This window comes from Cyanobium sp. ULC065 (genome assembly GCF_977927515.1).
Map to the genome: position 1 here is coordinate 2,448,352 of NZ_OZ376393.1, position 22,242 is coordinate 2,470,593.

At 66.2% G+C, this 22,242-nt stretch carries 25 protein-coding genes; 7 read left to right on the forward strand and 18 right to left on the reverse strand.

The window, feature by feature from the left end; all coding sequences use genetic code 11:
• Positions 1 to 30: 30 nt before the first annotated feature.
• The 9 genes from ACXMDP_RS12100 to ACXMDP_RS12140 form a co-directional block, all read right to left on the reverse strand.
• Positions 31 to 504, reverse strand: coding sequence for a ferritin-like domain-containing protein (locus tag ACXMDP_RS12100; protein ID WP_259730803.1), 474 nt, complete (start codon positions 502 to 504; stop codon positions 31 to 33).
• A gap of 2 nt (positions 505 to 506) precedes the next feature.
• Positions 507 to 998, reverse strand: coding sequence for a BMC domain-containing protein (locus ACXMDP_RS12105; protein WP_457767226.1), 492 nt, complete (start codon positions 996 to 998; stop codon positions 507 to 509).
• Between the two features lie 360 nt (positions 999 to 1,358).
• Complete coding sequence (locus ACXMDP_RS12110; RefSeq protein ID WP_094513240.1) at positions 1,359 to 1,610, reverse strand: carboxysome peptide B; 252 nt, start codon at positions 1,608 to 1,610, stop codon at positions 1,359 to 1,361.
• On the reverse strand, positions 1,610 to 1,882 hold the full coding sequence (locus ACXMDP_RS12115; protein ID WP_094513236.1) for a carboxysome peptide A: 273 nt from the start codon (positions 1,880 to 1,882) through the stop codon (positions 1,610 to 1,612). The genes ACXMDP_RS12110 and ACXMDP_RS12115 overlap by 1 nt, the downstream gene beginning before the upstream one ends.
• A gap of 1 nt (position 1,883) precedes the next feature.
• Complete coding sequence (locus ACXMDP_RS12120; RefSeq protein ID WP_399233946.1) at positions 1,884 to 3,320, reverse strand: carboxysome shell carbonic anhydrase; 1,437 nt, start codon at positions 3,318 to 3,320, stop codon at positions 1,884 to 1,886.
• A 265-nt stretch (positions 3,321 to 3,585) separates the two neighbouring features.
• Positions 3,586 to 6,030, reverse strand: coding sequence for a carboxysome assembly protein CsoS2 (gene csoS2 / locus ACXMDP_RS12125; RefSeq protein ID WP_259730801.1), 2,445 nt, complete (start codon positions 6,028 to 6,030; stop codon positions 3,586 to 3,588).
• Positions 6,031 to 6,177: 147 nt separating this feature from the next.
• Complete coding sequence (locus ACXMDP_RS12130) at positions 6,178 to 6,519, reverse strand: ribulose bisphosphate carboxylase small subunit (protein WP_094513225.1); 342 nt, start codon at positions 6,517 to 6,519, stop codon at positions 6,178 to 6,180.
• An 86-nt stretch (positions 6,520 to 6,605) separates the two neighbouring features.
• Complete coding sequence (locus ACXMDP_RS12135; protein ID WP_259730800.1) at positions 6,606 to 8,018, reverse strand: form I ribulose bisphosphate carboxylase large subunit; 1,413 nt, start codon at positions 8,016 to 8,018, stop codon at positions 6,606 to 6,608.
• 73 nt (positions 8,019 to 8,091) lie between these two features.
• Positions 8,092 to 8,403, reverse strand: a complete 312-nt coding sequence (locus ACXMDP_RS12140; RefSeq protein WP_015107695.1) for a BMC domain-containing protein — start codon at positions 8,401 to 8,403, stop codon at positions 8,092 to 8,094.
• A 232-nt stretch (positions 8,404 to 8,635) separates the two neighbouring features.
• Here ACXMDP_RS12140 and ACXMDP_RS12145 point away from each other — a divergent pair, with 232 nt between their 5' ends.
• From ACXMDP_RS12145 to bchL, 3 genes are all read left to right on the forward strand, one after another.
• On the forward strand, positions 8,636 to 9,889 hold the full coding sequence (locus tag ACXMDP_RS12145; RefSeq protein WP_094513221.1) for a ferredoxin:protochlorophyllide reductase (ATP-dependent) subunit N: 1,254 nt from the start codon (positions 8,636 to 8,638) through the stop codon (positions 9,887 to 9,889).
• Complete coding sequence (locus tag ACXMDP_RS12150; RefSeq protein ID WP_259730799.1) at positions 9,880 to 11,547, forward strand: ferredoxin:protochlorophyllide reductase (ATP-dependent) subunit B; 1,668 nt, start codon at positions 9,880 to 9,882, stop codon at positions 11,545 to 11,547. Before ACXMDP_RS12145 ends, ACXMDP_RS12150 begins: the two co-directional genes overlap by 10 nt.
• A 125-nt stretch (positions 11,548 to 11,672) precedes the next feature.
• A complete protein-coding gene (gene bchL / locus ACXMDP_RS12155) occupies positions 11,673 to 12,572 on the forward strand; it encodes a ferredoxin:protochlorophyllide reductase (ATP-dependent) iron-sulfur ATP-binding protein (protein WP_094513214.1) in 900 nt (299 codons plus the stop codon).
• Between the two features lie 70 nt (positions 12,573 to 12,642).
• On the opposite strand, the gene ACXMDP_RS12160 is transcribed toward bchL, so the two are convergent.
• The 5 genes from ACXMDP_RS12160 to psaM all read right to left on the reverse strand — a co-directional run bounded on the left by ACXMDP_RS12160 (position 12,643) and on the right by psaM (position 16,012).
• Positions 12,643 to 13,533 (reverse strand): hypothetical protein, encoded by an 891-nt coding sequence (locus tag ACXMDP_RS12160; RefSeq protein WP_259730798.1) that lies wholly within the window; start codon positions 13,531 to 13,533, stop codon positions 12,643 to 12,645.
• The gene (locus ACXMDP_RS12165; protein ID WP_259730797.1) at positions 13,533 to 14,084 is read right to left on the reverse strand and encodes a hypothetical protein; all 552 of its coding nucleotides are present in this window, start codon (positions 14,082 to 14,084) and stop codon (positions 13,533 to 13,535) included. Before ACXMDP_RS12165 ends, ACXMDP_RS12160 begins: the two co-directional genes overlap by 1 nt.
• A 73-nt stretch (positions 14,085 to 14,157) precedes the next feature.
• Positions 14,158 to 15,171 carry a protochlorophyllide reductase gene (locus ACXMDP_RS12170; RefSeq protein ID WP_399233907.1) on the reverse strand — a complete coding sequence of 338 codons (1,014 nt, stop codon included), beginning with the start codon at positions 15,169 to 15,171 and terminating at the stop codon, positions 14,158 to 14,160.
• A 123-nt stretch (positions 15,172 to 15,294) separates the two neighbouring features.
• Positions 15,295 to 15,615, reverse strand: coding sequence for a hypothetical protein (locus tag ACXMDP_RS12175; protein ID WP_233133039.1), 321 nt, complete (start codon positions 15,613 to 15,615; stop codon positions 15,295 to 15,297).
• 292 nt (positions 15,616 to 15,907) lie between these two features.
• Positions 15,908 to 16,012 (reverse strand): photosystem I reaction center subunit XII, encoded by a 105-nt coding sequence (gene psaM / locus ACXMDP_RS12180; RefSeq protein ID WP_094513206.1) that lies wholly within the window; start codon positions 16,010 to 16,012, stop codon positions 15,908 to 15,910.
• 157 nt (positions 16,013 to 16,169) lie between these two features.
• On the opposite strand from psaM, the gene ACXMDP_RS12185 reads away from it, so the two are divergent.
• Entirely contained in the window at positions 16,170 to 16,586 is a 417-nt protein-coding gene (locus ACXMDP_RS12185) for a CRR6 family NdhI maturation factor (protein WP_457767228.1), read from the forward strand.
• 4 nt (positions 16,587 to 16,590) lie between these two features.
• Here the strand turns inward: ACXMDP_RS12185 and ACXMDP_RS12190 are convergent, their stop codons facing one another.
• The gene (locus ACXMDP_RS12190) at positions 16,591 to 17,361 is read right to left on the reverse strand and encodes a sulfite exporter TauE/SafE family protein (RefSeq protein ID WP_259730796.1); all 771 of its coding nucleotides are present in this window, start codon (positions 17,359 to 17,361) and stop codon (positions 16,591 to 16,593) included.
• Positions 17,362 to 17,468: 107 nt separating this feature from the next.
• Here ACXMDP_RS12190 and ACXMDP_RS12195 point away from each other — a divergent pair, with 107 nt between their 5' ends.
• The gene (locus tag ACXMDP_RS12195; RefSeq protein ID WP_259730795.1) at positions 17,469 to 18,266 is read left to right on the forward strand and encodes a lipoate--protein ligase family protein; all 798 of its coding nucleotides are present in this window, start codon (positions 17,469 to 17,471) and stop codon (positions 18,264 to 18,266) included.
• Here the strand turns inward: ACXMDP_RS12195 and ACXMDP_RS12200 are convergent.
• Positions 18,212 to 19,456, reverse strand: a complete 1,245-nt coding sequence (locus ACXMDP_RS12200) for a site-2 protease family protein (RefSeq protein WP_094513196.1) — start codon at positions 19,454 to 19,456, stop codon at positions 18,212 to 18,214. The genes ACXMDP_RS12195 and ACXMDP_RS12200 overlap by 55 nt on opposite strands.
• A gap of 81 nt (positions 19,457 to 19,537) precedes the next feature.
• On the opposite strand from ACXMDP_RS12200, the gene ACXMDP_RS12205 reads away from it, so the two are divergent.
• Together ACXMDP_RS12205 and ACXMDP_RS12210 are read left to right on the forward strand one after the other, a co-directional pair.
• Entirely contained in the window at positions 19,538 to 20,203 is a 666-nt protein-coding gene (locus tag ACXMDP_RS12205) for a phosphoribosylanthranilate isomerase (RefSeq protein WP_259730794.1), read from the forward strand.
• A gap of 58 nt (positions 20,204 to 20,261) precedes the next feature.
• Complete coding sequence (locus ACXMDP_RS12210; protein WP_259730793.1) at positions 20,262 to 20,771, forward strand: hypothetical protein; 510 nt, start codon at positions 20,262 to 20,264, stop codon at positions 20,769 to 20,771.
• Between the two features lie 7 nt (positions 20,772 to 20,778).
• Here ACXMDP_RS12210 and folE read toward each other — a convergent pair whose 3' ends face one another.
• Both folE and ACXMDP_RS12220 read right to left on the reverse strand, forming a co-directional pair.
• On the reverse strand, positions 20,779 to 21,522 hold the full coding sequence (gene folE / locus ACXMDP_RS12215; RefSeq protein ID WP_094513189.1) for a GTP cyclohydrolase I: 744 nt from the start codon (positions 21,520 to 21,522) through the stop codon (positions 20,779 to 20,781).
• 7 nt (positions 21,523 to 21,529) lie between these two features.
• Entirely contained in the window at positions 21,530 to 22,240 is a 711-nt protein-coding gene (locus ACXMDP_RS12220; protein WP_259730792.1) for an SDR family oxidoreductase, read from the reverse strand.
• Positions 22,241 to 22,242: the final 2 nt, after the last annotated feature.

Genomic DNA, 22,242 nt, shown 5'->3' on the forward strand with positions numbered 1-22,242 from the left:
TTGTGCCAAGCCCGCCTGGGGGCCGAACACTCAGAAAGTGGCGCGTTGATTCACGAAAGCGCGCTGGTCGCCCAGCAACTGGTGGAGCCAGTCGTGCAGTTGCTCACCATGCAGGCGTTCTTCCGTCCAGAGGCGGTGGAAGAAATGGCCGTTGGCGGTATCGCCGATCAAGGCGCAGAAACGGCTGGCTTCCCCGTAGTGATCAACCAGGCGCTGCTCGAGCTCGGCATTGCGCCGCAGCAGACCGACCAGGTCGCCGGCAACGCTCACGGGCGTGAGCTGCGAAGCGGCCGGAGCCACCCCAAGCAGGAGCATGTGCTCCACGAGGCGCTGGGCATGCTGCATCTCCTCGGCGGTGTCGAGCCTGAAGCGCTCTGCAGCTTCCTCATGGCCCCAGAGGCTCAGCAGTGACGCCTGGGTCATGTACTGCTGAACCGCGGAGAGCTCCAGGCTGAGGGCCCGGCCGAGATAGCCGAGCACCCGGGGATGGGTACCGGCCTGCATGATCAGCTCCTGCGCAGGGCGCCGCTGAAGGTCAGCACGGGCTCCAGTTCGGAGTGGGGGCGGGCAATGATGTGGGCCGCCACCAGGCCATCGCCCACCCGTTCGCAGGCATCGGCACCGGCGCGCACGGCAGCGTTCACAGCGCCGGTTTCACCACGCACCATCACGGTCACGTAGCCGCCGCCCACGAATTCGCGGGAGATCAGGGTGACTTCAGCTGCTTTGGTCATGGCGTCAGCGGCTTCGATCGCCGGCACCAGGCCGCGGGTTTCAATCATGCCGAGGGCGATGCCGGTCGGTGTGGAGGCCATGGCTGTGCTCTCAGTAGGGGATGGGGTGGGGGGTGCCGCTGCCGCCGCGGGAGGAGCCGCGGCTGGCAGAGGAGGGGGTGGCGGCGCGGGAGGGGGTCGCTCGCCGGGGGTGGGTGTGGACGGCGCCCTGCGGCGGCTGGTGGAGCGGACCGGCGCCGAACGGGCCGGGCTGCTGGTGGCGATCGCCTTCGCCGGGACGGTGATCGGCGGGGACGCTTCTCCAGCCGACACGGAGGAAACAGCCGACGGCGAAGCCGCGGCAGCCACCGTTGGAGCAGCGCTGCTGGACGCAGGGTGCTGCTGGCGGCTGGGGCCGCTGCCTGGGGTGTGGGTGCGGGGGCTGCAGTGGCCGCTGAAGCCGATGGCGCGGCCGCCGCAGGGGTGACGGCAGGCAAGGCCTTGGCCGGATCCGCTGACGCCGTTGTCGTGGAGGGAGGGGTCACGGCAGCGGCGGGCGATGTGCGGCGGGACGAGGGCTGGCGGGAGGAGGGGGTGGCCATGGGGCAGCAGGAACGGACGGTATGGAAGTTGGAGCGGGAAGGGTCAACCGTCCGGGTCCCACAGGTCGATGATCCCGCCGATGGTCAGATCGGTCTGGATGTCGGGATTACCGGTGGCGAAGCGGGCTGCAGAGCCGCTGGCGGTGAACACCCAGTTGCCGGGCAGGGCGCCGATGGGATCGACCGCCACGCTGAGCTTGCCCTTGGTGTTGCGCAGCACCCGCAGGTGGCAGTGACGCAGACCTTCGATCCGCTGGGTGCAGACAAGCGATCCGGTGACCTGCATGATCTCCATCAGGCAGATCTCCGTTCGGCCGATCCAGATTCAGGATCCCAGTGGTCAATGATGCCCACGATTGTGAGATCGCTGGGATACGACTTACTACCGGCTGCTTCCCGGGCAGCAGAGCTACCCACGCAGATCACCCAGTCACCGGGAATGCAGCCAACGGCATCGACCGCCACTTTCTGGGAACTGCCATCCAGCACCACCTGAAGATGCTTGTGCTCGAACTCAGCGATGCGATTGGTGGCCACCAGAGGCTTGAGCACTTTGCAGATCAACATCTCAGTGCCCTCCTCCCGTGCCGAAGCTGATCGAAGACCCTACGGCTTCGGCTGGGGCATGCTGATCACGGTCGCGCACGGTCAGCAGGGTTTGCAGCAATCCCTCCGCACACAGCTGGCTGTAGCGGCTGCGAATGGCCGCGTCTGTGCGGCGGCAATGCTGGATGGCCCGATCCCGAGCCCCCGGCACGCTGCCGTGATAATCAAAACGCACCACCACTGGCACCGGCAGTCCGCGTGACACATTCAGTCCCTTGAAGATCTTCACGCCCACATCCATGTCTGCAGAGCCTTCCTCCAGGGTGTCCATGTGAGCGAAGTAAGTGAGATTACGCAAATGAATCTCCTTGAAACCGATGCCAACACCGATGAAGCGTTCGGCATGGCCAGCGTCCACATAGGCTCCCTCGTGATAAGTGCGCACATAATCAATCTGGGAAAGATTGTGCTCCAGAAGCCGGGCCACCAGTGCCACCATGCCGTCGTCGGGTTCACCGGGAGCCGCTTGGCGCACCAGTGAGAGCAGCTTGTGGCGGGCAGCCTCAGGAGTCAGGGCCTGGGTGTCGTCGTAGGCCTGGCGGGCATCCAGCCAGCGCTCCAGATCCGTGGTCCCATCCTGAGCCGGAACGTGTACGCGGATGGCATCGGTGTCGGTGTCCATGCCGATCAGCAGCAGATCCACCGAAGCGCCGCAACAGAAGCTGTTCTCCACCGCCTGCTGGAAGTCACGGAGGCGGGCAAGGGCAGAAGCGGCGGCCAGCACATCATTGGAGCCGTGGGCGGCGCAGCCCTCGTGCAGCGGATCGCGGGAACTGAAGTGATACATCGCCACCTTGAGGTAGCGGGTGGGCTCGTGGGCGGGATTCGGCCGACCCTCGCGGTAACGCAGGTGCTCAGTCTTCACCCAGCGATCCACCGTGTTCTCCACATCCAGCAGGGCGCCGGCGTGGGGGCGGCGGCGCACGGAGCTGAACGGCAGGCGCAGCGCGTAGGTGATGGCGTGGGCCAGACGCCCATCGGCGCAGGGCGTCACATCGAGCAGATGGAAACCGGACGCGAGCAGGAAGGCATTGAAGGCCTCAGCCGCCGGGGTTCCATCCTGGGCTTCGAGTGGGTCTTCACGGAAGAAAGCCCCACTGACCTGTTCATAAGTTTCGAACACGCACCATGCGAACAGGGTGCGCATGTCGAGCTGCTGCACCCAGGCCGACTCCAGGATGGGCAGGGGCAGCTCAAAGCCCAGTTCGGCGGCAGCGTGCTGCTGGGCCTGGGCGATGAAATCGGGTTCGTGCTGAAGCGCCGAGAGCCGCTTGAGCACCGGCACGATGCGGTCGAAGGCCCCCTTCACCTGGGTGTCGTAGGCGTGCAGGCGTTCGTTGGCAGCGGAATCGGTGAGCGGGTGGAGAGCCCCCGCTGGCAGCGGACGACGGCCGCGCATGGGCCGGGTGGGACGGAACGGACCGCGGGCGCCCGCCTTGGCGCGGGCCAGAGACAGCGGATCGGCAGCCCGGAGGATGGGTTCGGGAGCGAGCGAGCGCAACTCCTGTGGAGCCGCCCGCATGAGTGAGTCGGGCGCGATCGCCTGGATACCGGTCTGGTCCTGACGGCGCCGCGGAGCCGTGGGAGCCAGAGGCCTCTCAACGGAGGGATAGCGGCGCGAAGAAGCCAACGTCAGCAGTCAAGCGAAGGGACGAAACGAAGCATCAACCGCGGGCACCACCGGAAACGGTGATCAGGGAGCCCTTGTCCGTGCCACCGCTGGAGCCGGTCACGCGGCTCACGGGCTGGGCAATCTCGTCGTTGCGCTTCGGCTGAACAGGAGCCATGGCCGACATCGGACCAGAGCGGGTGGGATTGCGGCGGCGGGCCGAGGCTCCCTCCGTGCCGGTGACACGCTTGCCCCGGTCCCAGTCATCGCCGGTGATGTGCAGGCCGGCAGAGATGCCTTCGCCGGTCACCCGTGAGAGCGGGCGTTCGCCTTCTGCCGGTTCAGCGAGCGGGGGAGCAGAAACCACCGCAGGGCCGGGGGCCAGGCGCCGGGCCATGGGGATGGTGGCAACCACGCTGGGGCTGGTGGGGCGGTCGAAGCGGAACTGTTCGGTGCCGGTGACTTTGTCACCGGCCAGATCAAAAGGGCCGGTGATCCTGGCGCTGGTTTCGTAGCGGGTTCCCGTTACGGCATGGCTTCGTTCCCGCTGCTGATGGGCGGCGCGGGCCGGCGACTGAACGCTGAACTGTTGCCAGGGCTGGGTGTCGAGCGGCTGAGGGAAATCCGCCTCATGGCCCTCGGCAGCACCGCAGGCCTCGTTGAACTGGTCGGCGCCCACGTACGGGGTGCCGGTGACTGGCTCACAGGCACCCTTGGAGGCGCCGGTCATGATGCCGCCGATGCCAGGTTGAAGGCCACTGAGGCGCGGTCCTGGGGTGCCCATGCCGACGGGGACTCTCTGGCGGATCGTGCGGACCGCTTCGGGTGCACACCAGCCGGAAGCCTGCTCAAGGCCGGCATAGGGAGTGCCGGTGACGGCCTTGCAGGTGCCGGGCTCATCGCCAGTGACCTTGGAGGAGCGGCCGGTGTTGGTGCCGGAGACGATCTGCTGCTTGCCGGTGAGGCTGAAGCCCACTTTGGCCGCTTCCGGCTCGGGGCGCGCGCCGCAGAAACCTTCGTACTGCTGGCTGCCGATGTATTCATCACCGGTGACCCGGCGGCAGGTGCCCGGCTCGTTGCCGGTGACCTTTTCGGAGCGGCCCACGAGAGTGCCGGTGATGCCCGTGCCCCTGAGGGTGTGCACCTGGCCCACCTTCGGCGGCGCCTGACCGGGGCTGGCGATCGAGTCGTTGCCGACGTACTGGGTGCCGGTGGTGCGTACCGAGGCGCCGTGCTCATCACCGGTGACCTTCTCGGAGCGACCCACCATCACACCGGAGACCGGGCGGCCACCGAGGGTCTGGCTGAGGCCCACCTTGCGGGGACTGGGGGAACCGGTGGTGCCGCAGTAAGCCGCCGCCTGGTTAGCGGAGATGTATTCGGTGCCGGTGATCAACTTGCAGGTACCGGGCTCATCGCCGGTGACCTTCTCAGAGCGGCCGACTTCGTTGCCGGTGACGCGGTTGCCATGGGTGGTAGCGGTGACGCGCACCTTGGCGGGCTGCAGGGGGGTGGGCTCGTTCTGGCAGAACAGGCGGAAGACGTCGGCGCCCATGTATTCGGTGCCGGTGACCGGCCGGCAGGTGCTGGCCTCGTTGCCGGTGGTCTTCTCGGAACGATTGGCCTGCGTGCCGGTGACCACCTGACCTCGGGTGGTTTCACTGGCGCCCACCTTCCAGGTGGCGTCCTGAGCGCCGACGGGCCGGTTGGCTCCACGACGGGGACCGCAGGGCCGCGAGGTGCCACCGCAAGGACCCACGGCGCCGGCGCCGTTCTTGCTCTTGAGGTCGCGAAGGCGCTGGGCGAGTTCGCGGCTGCTCATCTCGGGGTTGCCTTGCCGCACGACGGCGGCTGTGCCGTTGGAGCCATTGGTGGCGGCGGATTTTCCGTGCTTGGAGAGGGCTTCGCGGCGGGCCAGGCCCCGGGCACGGCTGGGGTTGTGCTGGGCCACCCGGCGGTTGCCGGAAAGGCGGCGATCGTCGCTGCGGCTAGCAGAGCTAGTGGAACCAAGACCGGCGGTGCGGCTGCTGCCGAGTGACCACTGGTCTGAAGCCGCAGGGCGTTCAGCCGCAGCAGCGGCGGCGTCTGTCTTGCCCTTGCACTTGCAATCGGCTGGCTTGGCGGCAGCAGAGGTGGAAGGCGCTTCCTTGCGGGTGCGATCGCGGCTGGTGTCGGCGCGCTTTCCCTTCTTGCTGAGGGCTTCGCGGCGGGCCAGCACCAGATCCCGGCTGGGGTTGGCGATGCGCGACGAAATCGAGCGCTGGCTGGATCCACTGGGAGCGGCGCCGAGCTGTTCAAAGCGAGGCGAGCGGCGCTCGGGAGCGGAGACAACGGCAGCAGGTTTGGGCGGGGCCGCTTCCACAGTGCGGGCTGGGCGAGCTTCGGCAGCACCACGCACCCGGTTGGGGCTGGAGGAATAACGCTTCTCAGCAGACTTTCCGGCGGTGGAAAGTGCCAATCGACGTGCCAGTGCCGCTTCGCGACTGGATTGAGTTGCCATATCCGCCCGGTAAGGAAAGTGCCAGTGAACGTTCTTTGCGCGCAGCGTCAGACCGATCGACCGTGCGATGAGGTACTGAACAGAACTGGGAGCGTTTGGAGTGAAAGGAAGGGGAAGAGGTCCCGCCGAAGCGGGACCCACACCGCTTCAGCGCGCTTCGAAAACCACGAAGCAGGAACCCTGGCTCTGGGTGTAGGCGTCGTAGCCCACCAGACGCACGTGGTGATCGGGGTAGGCACGATGGCAGGCCTCGAGCTCACTCACGATCACGCCCAGATCCTTCTCGCCGAAGAAGGGGAGCTTCCAGTACGACCAGTAGGTGGCCATGGAACGGCTGGGGTGGACATGCTCAACGAGCGGGCTCCAACCCTGGGCAATGATGTAAGCGATCTGGTCGTAGATCTCGTCCTGGGACATCGGCGGAAGAAAGCCGAAGGTCTCCAGGGTGGCGACTGTTTGATAGTCACCCACGGTGCTCTTGAAGGGCATGGGGGTCCTTGAAGTGGAGGGGAAGGTTCAGAGGAGCTCCGCAGTGGCGGTGAAACAGGTTCACCGCCAGAACGGACTGGGGAAAATCAGCCGACGTCGAGCTTGTCGACGGTGTCGAACTCGAATTTGATTTCCTTCCAGGTTTCGAGAGCGATGGCCAGCTCAGGGCTGTGCTTGGCGGCTTCCATGAGGATGTCGCGGCTCTCCTTCTCGATCTCGCGACCGGCGTTGCGGGCCTTGACGCAGGCCTCGAGGGCCACACGGTTGGCTGCGGCGCCAGCGGCGGAACCCCAGGGGTGGCCGTGGGTGCCACCACCGAACTGCAGCACGGAATCGTCGCCGAAGATCGCCACCAGTGCGGGCATGTGCCACACGTGGATACCGCCGGAGGCCACGGCGAAGACGCCGGGCATGGAGCCCCAGTCCTGGTCGAAGAAGTTGCCGCGGCTGCGATCTTCAGGAACGAAGGATTCACGCAGCTGGTCGATGAAGCCCAGGGTGGTCTGGCGATCACCTTCAAGCTTGCCGACCACAGTGCCGGTGTGCAGCTGGTCACCACCGGAGAGACGCAGGCACTTGGCCAGCACCCGGAAGTGGATGCCGTGCTTGGGATGGCGGTCGATCACCGCGTGCATGGCGCGGTGAATGTGCAGCAGCATGCCGTTCTTACGGCACCACTTCGACAGACCGGTGTTGGCAGTGAAGCCACCGGTGATGTAGTCGTGCATGATGATCGGCTGACCCAGTTCTTTGGCGAACTCGGCCCGCTCGTACATCTCTTCAGGAGTGGCGGCGGTGCAGTTGAGGTAGTGACCTTTGCGCTCGCCGGTTTCCTGTTCCGCCGATTTCACGGCTTCTGCCACGAACTCGAAACGGTTCTGCCAGCGCTGGAAGGGCTGGGAGTTGATGTTTTCGTCGTCCTTGGTGAAGTCAAGACCGCCGCGGAGGCACTCATAGACCACCCGGCCGTAGTTCTTGCCGGAAAGGCCGAGCTTGGGCTTGATGGTGCAACCGAGCAGAGGACGGCCGTACTTGTTCATCCGGTCGCGCTCGACGCAGATGCCGTTCGGCGGGCCGGGGCAGGTCTTGATGAAGGCCATCGGGAAGCGGATGTCTTCCAGACGCAGGTGGCGCAGGGCCTTGAAGCCGAACACGTTGCCCACCAGGGAGGTGAGCACGTTGGTGATCGAACCTTCCTCGAACAGATCGAGGGGATAGGCAATGAAGGCATAGAAGGATTCCTTGTCGCCAGGAACGTCTTCGATGCGGTAGCAACGGCCCTTGTAGAAGTCGAGATCGGTGAGGAGCTCGGACCACACGGTGGACCAGGTGCCGGTGGAAGATTCAGCGGCCACGGCGGCAGCCACTTCTTCTTTGGGAACGCCTTCCTGGCCGGTGACCTTGAAGCAGGCCAGCAGGTCGGTGTCGAGGGGAACGTAGTCGGGAGTCCAGTACGTATCTCTGTAGTCCTTGACCCCGGCGTCGTACTTCTTGCTCATGGGGGAAATCTCGTGGTGGGTCGGGTGGGAAGGGGAAAGCTGGGCAGCCCTCGATTCAGGGGCGGTTCAGCTCTCAGTCCTTGGAGCCCAGACCAAAGCTGCTGTTGAGCGCCGGTTCGACTTCACGGTGCGGGCGGGCAATGATGTGGGCTGCCACGAGGCCGTCGCCGACACGCTCGCAGGCGTCAGCGCCAGCGCGAACAGCAGCGTTGACAGCGCCGGTTTCACCGCGCACCAGCACGGTGACGTAGCCGCCGCCGACGAACTCACGACCGATCAGACGCACTTCTGCGGCTTTGGTCATCGCGTCGGCCGCTTCGATCGCGGGCACCAGGCCGCGGGTCTCGATCATGCCGAGGGCGATGCCCATGGTTTCATTCGCCATTGACGACTCCGGAACTGTGAGGAGGAGGTTCGCTAGGAACACTGCTCTTCGGGGTACCCCTGCGTCAAGCGATTTGGGTGGCCCTTCCCATCACCGTCCATGGTGAACCCGATAAGCGCTGCTCATGGGTTCCAGGTCGTTACGCCCTGTGAAGGAAACCGCTGATGTGGCCAGCTTTCCTCTCTCTTTGACGCCGGACGGATTAACCAGGAAGGGACCAACACCCGTGCCCATGGCCTCGACGCCAACCCTGCCGCCCTTGTTGCGTGAAAGCGGCCAGCGGGAGGTCTTTTGTGGTCTCACCTCGATCGTGTGGCTGCACCGCCGCATGCCGGATGCCTTCTTTCTGGTGGTGGGCTCCCGCACCTGCGCGCACCTTGTGCAGTCGGCGGCAGGGGTGATGATCTTTGCTGAACCCCGCTTCGGCACAGCGATCCTGGGGGAAAGGGATCTGGCTGGCCTGGCCGATGCCAATGAAGAGCTCGACCGGGTGGTGAACGACCTGCTGGAGCGCCGGCCCGAAATCCGCACCCTGTTCCTGGTGGGCTCCTGCCCGTCGGAAGTGATCAAGCTTGACCTGGCCAAGGCCGCAGAGCGGATCAACACTCGCATGCGCGGCCGTGTCCGGGTGGTGAACTACTCAGGCAGCGGCATCGAAACCACCTTCACTCAGGGCGAAGACGGTGCCCTTAGTGCGCTGGTTCCCTTGCTGCCCAGCAGCGATGAAAGCCAGCTTTTGCTGGTGGGAACCCTGGCCGATGGCGTCGAGGACCGCTTCCTCACCCTGTTCGAGCGCCTGGGGGTCGGGCCGGTGCGCAGCCTGCCGCCACGCCAGTCGACAGATCTCCCCGCCGTTGGGCCCGGCACCAAGCTGTTGCTCGCCCAGCCCTTTCTCAGCGACACCGTTCGGGCACTGGAGCGCCGCGGCGCCACCCGCCTCGCCAGCCCTTACCCCCTGGGAGTGGAGGGCAGCCGCGCCTGGATGGCCGCCGCCGCCGCCGCCTTCGGTGTCGACCCCGGCCTCGTGGCGGAGGTGCTCGATCCGCTGGTGGAGCGGGGCCGCCGGGCTCTGGCTCCACTGCGGCAGCAACTCGAAGGCAAGCGTCTCTTCCTGATGCCCGACTCCCAGCTGGAGATCCCGTTGGCCCGCTTCCTCAGCCGCGAATGCGGCATGGAGCTGGTGGAGGTGGGCACCCCCTATCTCGATCGCCCCCTGATGGCAGAAGAGCTGGCCCTGCTGCCGGAGGGCACGCAGCTCAGTGAAGGCCAGGACCTGGAGCGGCAGCTGGAGCGGGTGCGCGCCGCCCGTCCCGATCTTGTGGTCTGCGGGCTGGGGATCGCCAATCCGCTGGAAGCGGAGGGCATCGCCACGAAGTGGTCGATCGAGCTCGTCTTCAGCCCCATCCACGGCATCGACCAGGCCGCCGATCTCGCCGAATTGTTTGCCCGTCCGCTGCACCGCCGCCAACTCCTGAAATGGAACTGACCCTCTGGACCTACGAAGGCCCCCCTCATGTGGGCGCGATGCGGATCGCCGCCTCGATGGAAGGGCTGCACTACGTGCTGCATGCGCCCCAGGGCGACACCTACGCCGACCTTCTGTTCACGATGATCGAGCGGCGAGATCGCCGTCCCCCCGTCACGTACACCACCTTCCAGGCCCGCGACCTCGGCGGTGACACAGCTGAACTGGTCAAGCGTTCGATCCAGCAGGCGGTGGATCGCTTCCAGCCCGAAGCCCTGCTGGTGGGCGAGAGCTGCACGGCGGAACTGATCCAGGACCAGCCGGGTGCGCTTGCCGGTGGGATGAATCTCGGCGTGCCTGTGGTGAACCTGGAACTGCCCGCCTATTCAAAGAAAGAGAACTGGGGGGCAGCCGAAACCCTCTATCAGCTCTGCCGCAGCCTGCTGCGCGAGCAGGTGCCGGCGCCCGGAACTCCGCGGCCCTCACCCGATCGCTGGCGGTCCGAAGGCCGTCGGCCGCGGGTGAATCTGCTCGGACCGAGCCTGCTCGGGTTCCGCTGCCGCGACGACATCAAGGAGATCCGCGGCCTGCTGAGCGAACACGGCATCGATGTGAACGTCGTGGCACCGATGGGCGCCAGGCCTGCCGATCTGTTGCGCTTGCCGGAAGCTGACGCCAATGTCTGCCTGTATCCGGAAGTGGCCGGGCCACTCTGCAGCTGGCTGGAGCGTCAGTTCGGCACGCCGGTGGTGCGCACCGTGCCCATCGGTGTGGGAGCCACGCGGCGGTTTCTTGACGAACTGAGCACCGTGCTCGATCTGGAAGCGCCCGAAGCCAACGAGGCCGACCTGCGCTCCAGGATGCCGTGGTACTCGCGCTCGGTGGATTCCACTTACCTCACCGGCAAGCGGGTGTTCATCTTTGCCGATGCCACCCACGCGATCGCCGCTGCGCGCATCGCCGCCGATGAGCTCGGCTTCACGGTGGTGGGGCTGGGCACCTACAGCCGCGAGCTGGCCCGCGAGGTGCGGGCCGCAGCCAAGGACCTGGGGCTGGAAGCCCTGATCACCGATGACTACCTCGCCGTGGAGAAGGCGATGGGAGAGGCCGCACCGGAGCTGGTGCTGGGCACCCAGATGGAACGCCACAGCGCCAAACGGCTGGGCATTCCCTGTGCGGTGATCAGTGCTCCGCTGCACGTGCAGGACGTGCCGGCCCGTTACGCCCCGCAGATGGGCTGGGAAGGGGCGAACGTGATCTTTGATTCCTGGGTACACCCGCTGATGATGGGCCTGGAGGAACACCTGATCGGCATGTTCCGCCACGACTTCGAATTCGTCGAAGGGCACCGCAGTCATCTGGCTGAGGGAGCGCCGCCCCGTCAGGCTGCGGCAGCCGAGCCTGTCCAGGCCGCGGTGGCCGGGACGTCCCTGGCAGCGGCGGCCAACGGCACCGGCAATGGCGCTGGAGCAGCGGGCGCCACGGCCACACTGGCACCTCCCTCAGTGTCCGAAGGCGTCGCGGTCTGGAGCGCCGACGGCGAAGCCGCCCTGCGCAAGATCCCCTTTTTCGTGCGTGGCAAGGTGAAAACCAACACCGAAACCTTCGCCCGTGAGCACGGGTTGGTGGCGATCACCGAAGAGGTCCTCTATGACGCCAAGGCGCATTACAGCAAGTGAGGGATTGAGCGCAGAGCAGCCGGGAGATGTTTCGGTTTGCACCATGCGCCAACACGCTTGGCCGTGCTGACCTTGCATGGAACCAAGCCATTGTTCGGCCCCGTTTCAAGGCAAGGATCGCGCTGATGACAGCCACGCTCACGACTCCCACCAATCGCGTTGAAGACGGCGAAGGCAGCCTGCAGGTGCACCAGGACGCCTCGATGAACATCGAGACCGGCGCCCTGGTGATTGCGGTATACGGCAAGGGGGGGATCGGGAAATCCACCACCTCCTCCAACCTCTCGGCCGCCTTTTCGAAGCTCGGCAAGCGGGTGCTGCAGATCGGCTGCGATCCCAAGCACGACAGCACCTTCACCCTCACCAAGAAGATGGTGCCCACGGTGATCGACATCCTCGAAACCGTGGACTTCCACAGTGAGGAGTTGCGGCCGGAGGATTTCGTCTTCGAGGGCTACAACGGCGTGATGTGCGTGGAGTCGGGTGGGCCGCCGGCTGGCACCGGCTGCGGGGGTTACGTCACCGGCCAGACGGTGAAACTGCTCAAGGAGCACCACCTGCTGGAAGACACCGATGTGGTGATCTTCGATGTACTGGGCGATGTGGTCTGCGGTGGGTTCGCCGCACCCCTTCAGCATGCCCATTACTGCCTGATCGTCACGGCGAACGACTTCGACTCGATCTTCGCCATGAACCGGATCATGCAGGCGATCAATGCCAAAGCCAAGAACTACAAGGTGCGGCTCGGTGGTGTGATTGCCAACCGCTCGGAGGAAACTGACCAGATCGATAAGTTCAACGAGCGCACGGGCCTGCGCACGATGGCCCACTTCAAAACCGTTGATGCCATCAGGAAATCACGCCTGAAGAAGTGCACCATCTTTGAGATGGAACCCAGCCCGGAAGTGGAGGCGGTGCAACAGGAGTACCTGAGCCTTGCTCAGAAGATGCTCAGCGATGTGGAACCGCTGGAGGCCGAATCCCTCAAGGATCGGGACATCTTCGATCTGCTCGGCTTCGACTGAGTACGGATCGCCGGCGGCACACCCCCCTGTCGCCGGCATGACACGTTCCCGCAGCGATGACTCCGGCGGTTCACACTTCGGCAGCCGCCCGTTCCACCAGGCGGCGGGCCACTGCCTGCACACCCGTGTGGGCATAGGTGTCGGTAAAGGCGTCCAGGAACACGGCGAACTGATCCAGTCGCCCCTGCCACGGTCCCAGCGTTGATTCCATCGCCCGCACGGCAGATTGGCCGGTGAGGGCGAGTTCAGCAGTGAATCCGCCGGCCCAGCCCAGCCACTGGTCCACGCCCCGGCGCAGAAAGCTGAGGTGGGCCTGATCGCCGCGCCCCGGAATCAGACCGGCCATCTGCCGGTAGGAGGGCAGCCGCTGCAGATCTTTCTGGCCAGCCGCCCCCAGCAGGCCGTCCAGGCGTTGCAGAGCCTGATCACCGAGCGGCAGCAGGGCATCGAAGCAGATCAAGGCAGCCATCCGCACCCTCGCTTCACCGGCATAGTCGGCCAGGGCAGCGCCGAAGGCGCCGAAGCTGTCGCCGGGCAGGCCATTGACCTGGGTGAAGGCCAGCAACTCCGCCGCCACCTTCAGGCTTAGATCCACCGCCTGCAGGGTGTCGCCAGGCGGCGTCAGATCTGCCAGTCGCTTGAGCAAGGGCAGACCAGCGCTCACGTTGGCGAGCAGCCGCACCCCACCGGCCGCGTGCTGGGAACGGTTCACGGCGTCGTAGAGGCTGAGCGCGCGGCCGTAGCCCTCGCCGCGGGCACGGCTCAGCAGATCGGCACGGGAACGGATGCGGGCGATCAGGGCAGGATCGTCGTCGCCGATCACCTCCTTGATCAGGTCCTCGGCGCTGCGGAGGTTGGTCCACCCCCCGGGCACCAGGGTGCTGATGCCCTGGAGCGCCAGCACGGTGAGGCCCCGGCGGGGCAGACGCTCAAGGCGCTCAAGCACGGTTGGGCGGGCCATCAGCGCACCAGAGCAAGGGATGGGACAGTGGCGGCAGGGCTTGACGAGGGGCCGAGCCGCCTGGGCCGCTCAGAAGCGAGGGCCTTGAGGTCAAAGCTCTCCAGAAGCTCATGGCGCTCATGCGCATCGAGACCGACGCCCTGGCCGATCACCTTCACCTGGAAGCGGCCACCCACCAGCACGGCGCTGGCCTGGCTGCCCTGCTCCACCAGGGGCCAGCCGGCCAGGGTGTCAGCAGCGGCGGCGAACTTCTCGCGGGCCTCGGGGGCGGTGGTGGTGTCGGAGATCGCCAACAGCGCCACCACTTCGCCACTTCGCTTCAGCCTGGCCTCGCTGAAGCCACGCTTCTCCTGGCTGAACACCAGCTCTTCGCCCGGCGAGGCCGCCGGGAACAGGCGGTTGAATGCCGTGCCGTTGACCACCTGCTGGGCGGGCACATCGCCCACCGTGCCGCCGGGGAGCCAGTCGGAGAAGGGGAGCAGCACCACAGCGCCCCCCACCAGAGCGGCAGCGAGGCCAAGGGCAAGGATCCAGCGCAGGAAGCGGGGCATCGACAGGCTGGGCGAAGAACAGAGAAGGGGAGAATCAGGGAAAGAAAGCGAAGAGGGGCTGGCCGGCGACGGCTCAGCTCAGGCCCACCAGTTGCAGGGAAAGGTCCCAGGTCTGGGCAGCGATGGCGGGATCGCTGGCTTTCTCCGAGAGCTCCTGCACGAACTGCTTGCCACCCTGCTTCTGCCGGTTGCCCCAGCTCCAGTGGGCACCGGACACGGCGAAGGCTGGATCGGCCACCACCTGTGCCACCCTGACGCCGGCCAGCTCCTGGCTGACATAGCCGCCGGTGATGTTTTTCTGAAACCAGGGGAATATCTTCTGAAAAAGGGGATAGCTGTTGCGGAACAGCGGCGTATCCGCCACACACCCCGGATAGAGCGAACTGAACACGATGCCGGTGCGTTCGTGCAAGCGCCGGTGCAGCTCCTGGGTGGTGATCATGTTGCAGAGCTTGCTGTCCTTGTAGGCCTTGCCCGGCTTGAACGGCTTGCCGCCGGCCATGGTGATCGGGGCCTTGAACCCTGCCTTGAAGCCGGAGAGATCGCCCAGATCTGCCGGCGCCGGAATCGGGATCTTGCCGCCCAGCTCCTTGGAGTTCGCCGTGACCGTGCCCAGGATCACCAGGCGACGCGACGGATGGGTGGAGCGCTGCAGATCCTCGAGCAACAGTTGAATCAGCAGGAAGTGGCCCAGATGGTTGGTGGCCATCGAGAGCTCGTAGCCCTGGGGCGAACGCAGCGGCTGCTTGAGCAGTGGCAGGTACACGGCCGCATTGCACACCAGTGCATCGAGCGGCCGCCCGGTGGCACGGAACGCCTGCACCAGCCCCCTCACGCTGTCGAGATCGCCGAGGTCCACCTGCAGGTGGGTGAGGCTGGCCTCCGGAAGGCCCAGAGCCGTGGCGGCCGCGCGGGCCTTGGCGGTGTCGCGGCAGGCCATCACCACTTGCCAGCCGCAGTCCACCAGTGCCTTGGCGGCATAAAGACCCACGCCCGACGACGCACCTGTGACCATCACCGTGCCGGGCTGGCCGGTGGTGACTGCGGTACCGGCCGTTGAAGAGGCGGAGGTCTGCTCTGTCGCCATGGGTTGAAGGGACGCGGTGCGCCTCAACCTAAGGAGGGAGCCTCAGGTCTCCGGGGCTTTACCGGCGAGATTCAACAGAAGGAAACGCGCAACGAGCGCCCCAGGGGAAGGGAGGAAGCAGGGTCAACCGCCTGCTGGAGCGGGCTTCGACGCCGGTGTGGACTGGGCGGCTGATGAATTCTTGAGCTGGGAATCTTCCCAGACGATCCGCAGCCGATTGGGAGCGATCCATTGATCCTGCTCACGAATCAAACGCTGTTCGCCGTCCTTGGAAAAGAGCTGATCGAAGCGTTGCTGAACTTTGCGGAGTTTATTTTTTTCGATATCGAGAATGGCGCTGATTTCGCCGTGGCTGTCAAGCCGCTGCTGGTAAGCCCCAGCCAGGTGCACCAGGCTCACAGAGGCGAGCAGGCCAAAGCCCAGCTTCACCGCCAGGCCGATCACGCTGCAGAGAAGCTCCTGGCGTTCACTCGAGGCCTGCCAGCCGTCGGGGTGCAGGTCTGCGGTGGTGCTGGAGGCGGCGGAGCTCAGGCGGGTGACAACCCCGGCTGGGGCGGCAGATCGTCCGTGGCCAATGCGAGGGAGATCTTTTCCCCCTGCAGGAGGCTTGGCACGGCTGGCCCGGCGCGGGCTGTCGGTGGGAGCCTGACGGGAGCGCAGGGCGGAAGCCAATGGGGGCGGCGCAGGGGTTGCCGTCTTGTAGCAGGCGGAACGCCCCCTGCCAAGGCCTGAAGCTTCAGGAGTTGTAGAGGCTGACGCTCAGACGGATGGCCAGCACGCCGGCGTGGGCCGCCACAACCAGCGCGATCAGAACTTCAACCTGGCTCAGAGAGGTGACCATGGCCGACGAAAACAAGCGTTTGACGCCACCATTGTTGGCTCAACCCTGCCATGGGCCCGACCCAACCGTTGGGCTGTCACAGCTCTTGATCTCCTCCGTTCCCTCCCTGCTGCCCATCTCCGCCGATCAGATTCGGGCCCTCGACACCTCACCCCTGATGGCCTGGAGTTCGCTCTCCGCCGCCCAGCTGATCGAGCAGGCGGGCAGCCTGCAGCTCAGCTTTGAGTGGCCCCGTCCCCAGGAAGATCCGCGCGAGCTGTCGGAAGTGCCGGAAGTGCGGCTCTGGAACCTGCGGGCCGACGCCCTGAATCCCTGGCTGCCGTTCGTGCTTGATCGCGGCAGCGGCCAGCTGTGCCGGCACGTGGCCATGCTGTTGCCCCACGGCTTCAGCCGCAACGAGGGGATTCGCTTCGCACCGGAAAGCCTGGAGCTCTGGATCACGCACCGGCTTTTTCTGCTCGACGACTGGAGCCGCCGGCACGACCTGCACTGCCGCCAGGGTCTGGGTCAGATGGCGGCAGTGCTCGGCTTTGATCTCGACCCAGCCTTCTGGGCCGCACTGCCGGAGCACTGAAGCCTCAGGCGAGCAGCAACTGCAAGCCGCGCCGTCCGCTATCCAGTGCCAGCGCCACCGTGATCGTGCGCAGCATCAGCACCAGGCGGGCCTCGCTCACCTTGTCCAGCCGCGCCGCCGACCAGCGGGCGGCCATGGCGGCTGAGCCCCCAAGCAACAGGGCCATCACCGCATCGGCACGCCCACCGGAGAGCAACTCCACCGAGGCGGCCGAGGCGGAGCAGAGCACTGCCAGGGTGCTGAGCCGGATGGCCGCATGCAACGGCATCCTCAGGCCCTTCACCATCAGCGGCACCATCATCAGCCCGCCGCCCACACCGAGCAGGCCCCCGGCAAAGCCAGCCAGCCCTCCCACCGCCACCAGCCCTGGCAGGGGAACGGGTGGCTCCTCTGCGCCGGCTGCCGCCCCCCGACGGGGTTCGATCGTGAGGGCCAGCACGGCGTACATCAGCGCCTGCAGGGCCAGCAGGTGCCAGCCCTGCAGCAGCCCGCCCAGGCGGCTGAACGCGACGCCGCTGACGGCCGCCGCCACGCCGATCGCCAGGCAGGGCCGAACGGCGAGGTGGCCCTGCCGCAGATGCGACCAGGTGCCACCCAAGGTGGTGGGCACGATCGCCACGGTGCTGGTGGCCAGGGCCTCATGCGGCGGCAGACCGGCCAGCAGCAGCATCGGAGCGTATACCAGCCCGCCACCGATGCCGAGCAGGCCCGACAGCAACCCGGCCACCACCCCCATCAGCAGCAGGGGCAGAAGTGCCAGCAGGTCGATCAGCATGGTGACGCCCTGACGCCCAGCCACTGGCCCCTGCATCTTCCCTGACGCCCACCCTGCCCACGCATTGGCGCTGGATCCCGCCCCTGACCAGCAGCGGTGATCGCCAGATGGCTATCGATGATCTGCTGCTCGACGGCCTGGTGCAGGGTTCTGGCCAGGGGGTGCTGCGTCTTTACCACTGGGACCGGCCGACCTTGTCCTTGGGGCACCACCAGCACCGGCTGGAACCCCACTGGCAGGCGCTTGTGGATGCCGGCCTCCTGTCCATGGTGCGACGCCCCAGCGGCGGGAGAGCCGTGCTGCATGACGGCTGCCTCACCTACGCGCTGCACTGGCCAGCGGCCAGCGGAAGCCGCGCCCAGACCTACTGCCGCGCCGTCCAGTGGTTGCGGCAGGCACTGGCGGGGTGGGGCCATCCCCTTCACCCCGGGCAGCAGGCCGCCAGCCGTCAGCGCAGCAGCTGTTTCGCCACGAGCACGGCGGCCGACCTGGTGGAGGCGACTGGGGCCAAGCGGGTGGGCAGCGCCCAGCTCTGGCGGCGTGGGCACCTGCTGCAGCACGGCACGCTGCTGCTGCGGCCCACAAGCACCCGCTGGCTGGAGGTGTTCGGGCAGGAGCCCCCGGCCGCGCTGGCCCCACTGCCGGTGGAGGGTGAGGCGCTGATCGAGGGCCTGCGGCAAGCCGCCCAGCAGGATCTGGGCGGCAGCTGGAGCAGCCGGCCGCTCAGCCGCAGGGAATGGGACGAGGTGGAGCAGCGCCGCGGCAACTTCGCCGTGCGCTGTGGCGGCAGCGGTCGGAAGGCGGCTGAGGCGAAGGGGGCGGAGGCGGCCGTGGTGGTGAGGGATGGGCCTCAGCGCGGCACGTCACCGCCGGCCGATTCCAACGCCATGCCGCGGGCCACCTGAGCGATGGCCATACCGAGCGGGTAAGTGCCCTGACGACGGGCCGCCTCAAGCAGCGCCGGAGGCAGGCGTACCCCCAGACGCTTGAGCACGACTTCAGAAAGCTCAGGCCGCTCGATCGTGCCAGTGGGCAGGCCGGAGACCCCCAGCACCAGCAAGCGATCGACGCCGGGCTCATCCAGTTGGACGGCGGCCTGCCAGAGGGGAGCGTCCTCCCGGATCGAGGGGAGCGTGGAGAGGGGCTGCTGGTGGTCGCCCACCCGTTCCTGATCCCAGCGCTGAACAGGCAACGACTGGAGGGGGTCGTCGTTGATCACGCCCTGCCAACGGCCCTGCTCACAGATCAGGACCCAATCGGCCGGTTGGATCGTTTCCTCCTTGCGGCGCAGCTGGCTGAGCTCCCGCAACGAGCAGCTGGACTCGAGCACCCGAAAACGACGCCGGGCTGCTTCACTCACCTTGAGATCGCGCAGGGCCTGCTGCAACGAGAGCAACTGCAGCTGATTGCGGGAGGCACCAAGACCAAACCAGCCCAGCACAATCAACCAGAACGCCCCGAAACCTCCCCCTCGCAGCACCAGCAGGGTGCCCATGCCCACCGCCATCAGGGAGAGGAAACGGCCGATCGCCGCCGCCACCTGAATGCCGCGCCGCTGGCTGCCGGTGAACTGCCACACCAGCGCCTTGACGATCAGGCCGCCGTCCAGCGGCAGCCCAGGCAGCAGATTGAACAGCGCCAGGATCAGGTTGAGCACCCCGAGCTGGGTGACCATCTCGCCCAGCAGGGGCGACAGATGGGCAGCCGGATGGGCCCCCGCCAGCAGCAGCCCCGCCAGGATCAGACTCACGAACGGTCCGGCAGCCGCCACCTGAAGGGCACCGATCGCGGTGCTGCATTCCCGCTCCACGGTGGCCACCCCACCGAGCAGGAAGAGTGTGATGCTGCGCACCTTGACGCCGTGAGCGATCGCCACCAGCGAATGCCCCAGCTCGTGGAGCAGCACCGATACGAACAGCAGCACAGCCGTTGCAGAGGCCAGCAGCCACAACGCCACTGGGGAGGCGCGCCCCACCAGGGAGACGGAATACTGCTGTTGGAAGCCTGCCGTGGCCAGACCCAGCACGATGAACCAGCTGGGATGGATCCGCAGCGGGATGCCGCGGATCTTGAACAACATCCAACCCTCGCCCACGCCGTTATCCAGTAGTGCCCCAGGGCTGACCCAAGGCCGTCGAAGCCCGATCCTAGAAACCTGGCGGATGGGCAGGCTGCGATGACCCCACTTCTCAAGATCTGCGGACTTCGCAGCCCGGACCAGGCGTACGCCGTGGCGGCGTTGGGGGTGGAGGCGATCGGTGTGATCGCGGTGCCTGGGTCACCACGGTGGCTGGAGCCCCAGCAGCGCGCTGCGGTGTTCAGCGCCGCACGCCAGGCCAATCCCGCCTGCCTGGGGGTGCTGGTGGTGGCCGATCCCGAGGACGCGATCCAGGAGCAGCTGGATCCCCTCATCGGCGGACATCAATTGCTGCAGCTGCACGGCAACGAGACACCCGAGCGCTGCCGGATGCTCAGCGAAACGCTTGAGTGCCAGGTGTGGAAGGCGCTGCGGATTCGCAGCCCGGGGGATCTGCAGCGGGCCGAGGACTACAGCGAGGTGGTGGCCGCCCTGCTGCTCGATGCCTGGGTGCCGGATCAACTGGGCGGCAGCGGCCGCCGCCTGCCGGTTGCCTGGCTGGAAGGGTTTGCCCCCGGCTGCCCCTGGTGGTTGGCGGGGGGGCTGAGTCCGGGCAACGTGGGTGAGGTGCTGGAGCAGCTTCAGCCCGACGGTCTTGATGCGTCCAGTGGGGTGGAAATCGCACCGGGGGACAAGGACCTGGCCCGGGTGGCAGCTCTGGTGGAGGCCGTGAAGGGAAGCGGAAACGCAGCAGGCGGGAGCTGATGCTGGCGGTTGGCCCCAAAGCGGGCGAGCATCACGGGGTAGCCATCCCCCCTTCCCCTTGAGACCCATTCCATCGTTTTCACTGGCCCCGCTGCTGCTGCTGACGGCCCTGACCGGGAGTCAGGCGGCCGTGGCACAGGGCATGATCGCTGGCTGCCGGTTGGTGGGCGCCGACCTGCAGTGCGTGCCTGGGCTGACCACAACGCCTGAGCAGCAGATCCAGATCATGCAGGGTCAGATCAGCGCCGACACGGCCATGGAAGGGGTTGTGGATCAGCAGATCACAGGACTCAGCCAGTTGCTGCTGCAGGGGGAAACCGCCATTGGATCCGTGCTGACTGCCCAGCTGATTGCCACCACCCTGGCCACCCTCAGCACCCCGGAGTTCCACTGGTACGTGAAGCGGCCGGGGGAGAGTACCTGGATCCTGATTCCCGGAGCGCAGGGAGGCGCATACACCATCAAGCCGGCTGATGCAGGCAGCTTGCTGATGGTGGTGGCTGTAACCACGGAAAACGGGCAGGTGAAACGCGAAGCGTCGCCCCCACTCGGCCCCTTGGGCCAATGATCTGAGCTCAGCTGGTGAGCATTGACTCCTGCTGCTTCACCAGCTCAAAGAATTCCTGCTTCAAGCTGGGATCGTGGCGAAAATCGCCGCGCACCACGGAGTTCACCATGCTGGTCTGGGGCTCCTTGACGCCGCGCCACTTCATGCAGTAGTGCTGTGCCTTCACCAGGATCGCCAGACCCTGGGGCTGGCAGAGACGCTCGATCTCATCGGCCAGGATCATCACGGCCTCCTCCTGGATGTGGGGACGGGAGAACACCCAATCGGCCACACGAGCGAATTTGGAGAGGCCGATCACCCGATCGCCTGGCTTGATGCCGATCCAGCAGCTGCCAAGAATCGGAACCAGGTGATGGGAGCAAGCCGAACGCACCGAGATCGGGCCGACAGTGTAGATCTCGTCGAGCTTTTTGACGTTGGGGAAGCTGGCAATCTTGGGCTGCTTGTGATAGCGGCCTTTGAACACCTCGTGTAGGTACATGCGAGCGACACGCTCTGCCGTTTCCTCGGTGTTGTGGTCGTTATCGATATCGATCACCAGACTACGCAACATCTCGCGCACTTTTCCTGCCACCTCGATCTCGAGCTGCTCAAGCTCCCCCTCTTGGAGATGATCGGCCAGGTTGTCATTAGCGAAGAAGGAGACCCCGGCCTGCTGCAGGCGCTCACGAATGCGCAAGCTTACAGGTGCCGGACCCACTTCAGGCGTAAGGGCACGATCCAGCGGGGTGGAGGAAAATGTGGAGGTCATGGAAGACTCAAAGAACACCAGTTGCGGGCATCAGGGTGAGATCCTCCACCAGTTGAGACGGAGGCTGCTGGGCCAGATACAGCAGAGCTTCAGCGGCCTGATCTGCTGAAAGCATGGCACGCCGATCGAAGGAAGCGTGGACGGTTTCCGTCCCCCACAGGGGGGTATCCACGGCACCGAGGGTGAGCGTGCTCACCCGGATGCCATGGCTACGTTCCTCTTCGGCGAGGCAGCGGCTGAACGATTCAAGCGCTGCCTTGGTGGCGCAATAGGCGCCCCACTCGGGGAAGGCGCGGCGGGCTGCGTGGCTGCTCACGTTGATGATCTGTCCCCCACCGATCTGACGCATGGCGGGAAGCACCGACTGGCAGACCTGGAAGACGCTGGTGAGATTCAACTGCCACAACCATTGCCAGTGCTCCAGTGTCATGGCGGCAAGTTCGCCGGTGTAAGCCGCGCCAGCGTTGTTGATCAACACGTTCGGCGCCGCGTGGCTTGCCAGCAGTGCGGCGATGGCCGGCGCGATGGCCCTGGGATCAGCAAAATCCACGGTGGCGATGCCCACCTGCCTTCCCTTTTGCCGGAAGGGCTCAGCCACGGCTTCCAGATCCTGGAGCGTGCGTGCCATCAGCAGCAGATCCCAGCCAGCGCCGGCAAAGGAGCGAGCTGCAGCAGCTCCGATGCCCCTGGAGGCACCCGTGATCAAAACCGACGGCAAAC

Coding starts and splice junctions, on each gene's coding strand:
- ACXMDP_RS12150 (WP_259730799.1), top strand. CDS start 9,880: ATGGAACTGACCCTCTGGACCTACGAAGGCCCCCCTCATGTGGGCGCG.
- ACXMDP_RS12190 (WP_259730796.1), bottom strand. CDS start 17,361: ATGCTGATCGACCTGCTGGCACTTCTGCCCCTGCTGCTGATGGGGGTG.
- folE (WP_094513189.1), bottom strand. CDS start 21,522: ATGACCTCCACATTTTCCTCCACCCCGCTGGATCGTGCCCTTACGCCT.
- ACXMDP_RS12120 (WP_399233946.1), bottom strand. CDS start 3,320: ATGCGCGGCCGTCGTCCGCTGCCAGCGGGGGCTCTCCACCCGCTCACC.
- ACXMDP_RS12145 (WP_094513221.1), top strand. CDS start 8,636: ATGGCCTCGACGCCAACCCTGCCGCCCTTGTTGCGTGAAAGCGGCCAG.
- ACXMDP_RS12165 (WP_259730797.1), bottom strand. CDS start 14,084: ATGCCCCGCTTCCTGCGCTGGATCCTTGCCCTTGGCCTCGCTGCCGCT.
- bchL (WP_094513214.1), top strand. CDS start 11,673: ATGACAGCCACGCTCACGACTCCCACCAATCGCGTTGAAGACGGCGAA.
- ACXMDP_RS12170 (WP_399233907.1), bottom strand. CDS start 15,171: ATGGCGACAGAGCAGACCTCCGCCTCTTCAACGGCCGGTACCGCAGTC.
- ACXMDP_RS12135 (WP_259730800.1), bottom strand. CDS start 8,018: ATGAGCAAGAAGTACGACGCCGGGGTCAAGGACTACAGAGATACGTAC.
- ACXMDP_RS12100 (WP_259730803.1), bottom strand. CDS start 504: ATGCAGGCCGGTACCCATCCCCGGGTGCTCGGCTATCTCGGCCGGGCC.
- ACXMDP_RS12110 (WP_094513240.1), bottom strand. CDS start 1,610: ATGGAGATCATGCAGGTCACCGGATCGCTTGTCTGCACCCAGCGGATC.
- csoS2 (WP_259730801.1), bottom strand. CDS start 6,030: ATGGCAACTCAATCCAGTCGCGAAGCGGCACTGGCACGTCGATTGGCA.
- ACXMDP_RS12205 (WP_259730794.1), top strand. CDS start 19,538: ATGACCCCACTTCTCAAGATCTGCGGACTTCGCAGCCCGGACCAGGCG.
- ACXMDP_RS12115 (WP_094513236.1), bottom strand. CDS start 1,882: ATGTTGATCTGCAAAGTGCTCAAGCCTCTGGTGGCCACCAATCGCATC.
- psaM (WP_094513206.1), bottom strand. CDS start 16,012: ATGGTCACCTCTCTGAGCCAGGTTGAAGTTCTGATCGCGCTGGTTGTG.
- ACXMDP_RS12185 (WP_457767228.1), top strand. CDS start 16,170: ATGGCCTGGAGTTCGCTCTCCGCCGCCCAGCTGATCGAGCAGGCGGGC.
- ACXMDP_RS12130 (WP_094513225.1), bottom strand. CDS start 6,519: ATGCCCTTCAAGAGCACCGTGGGTGACTATCAAACAGTCGCCACCCTG.
- ACXMDP_RS12140 (WP_015107695.1), bottom strand. CDS start 8,403: ATGGCGAATGAAACCATGGGCATCGCCCTCGGCATGATCGAGACCCGC.
- ACXMDP_RS12195 (WP_259730795.1), top strand. CDS start 17,469: ATGGCTATCGATGATCTGCTGCTCGACGGCCTGGTGCAGGGTTCTGGC.
- ACXMDP_RS12160 (WP_259730798.1), bottom strand. CDS start 13,533: ATGGCCCGCCCAACCGTGCTTGAGCGCCTTGAGCGTCTGCCCCGCCGG.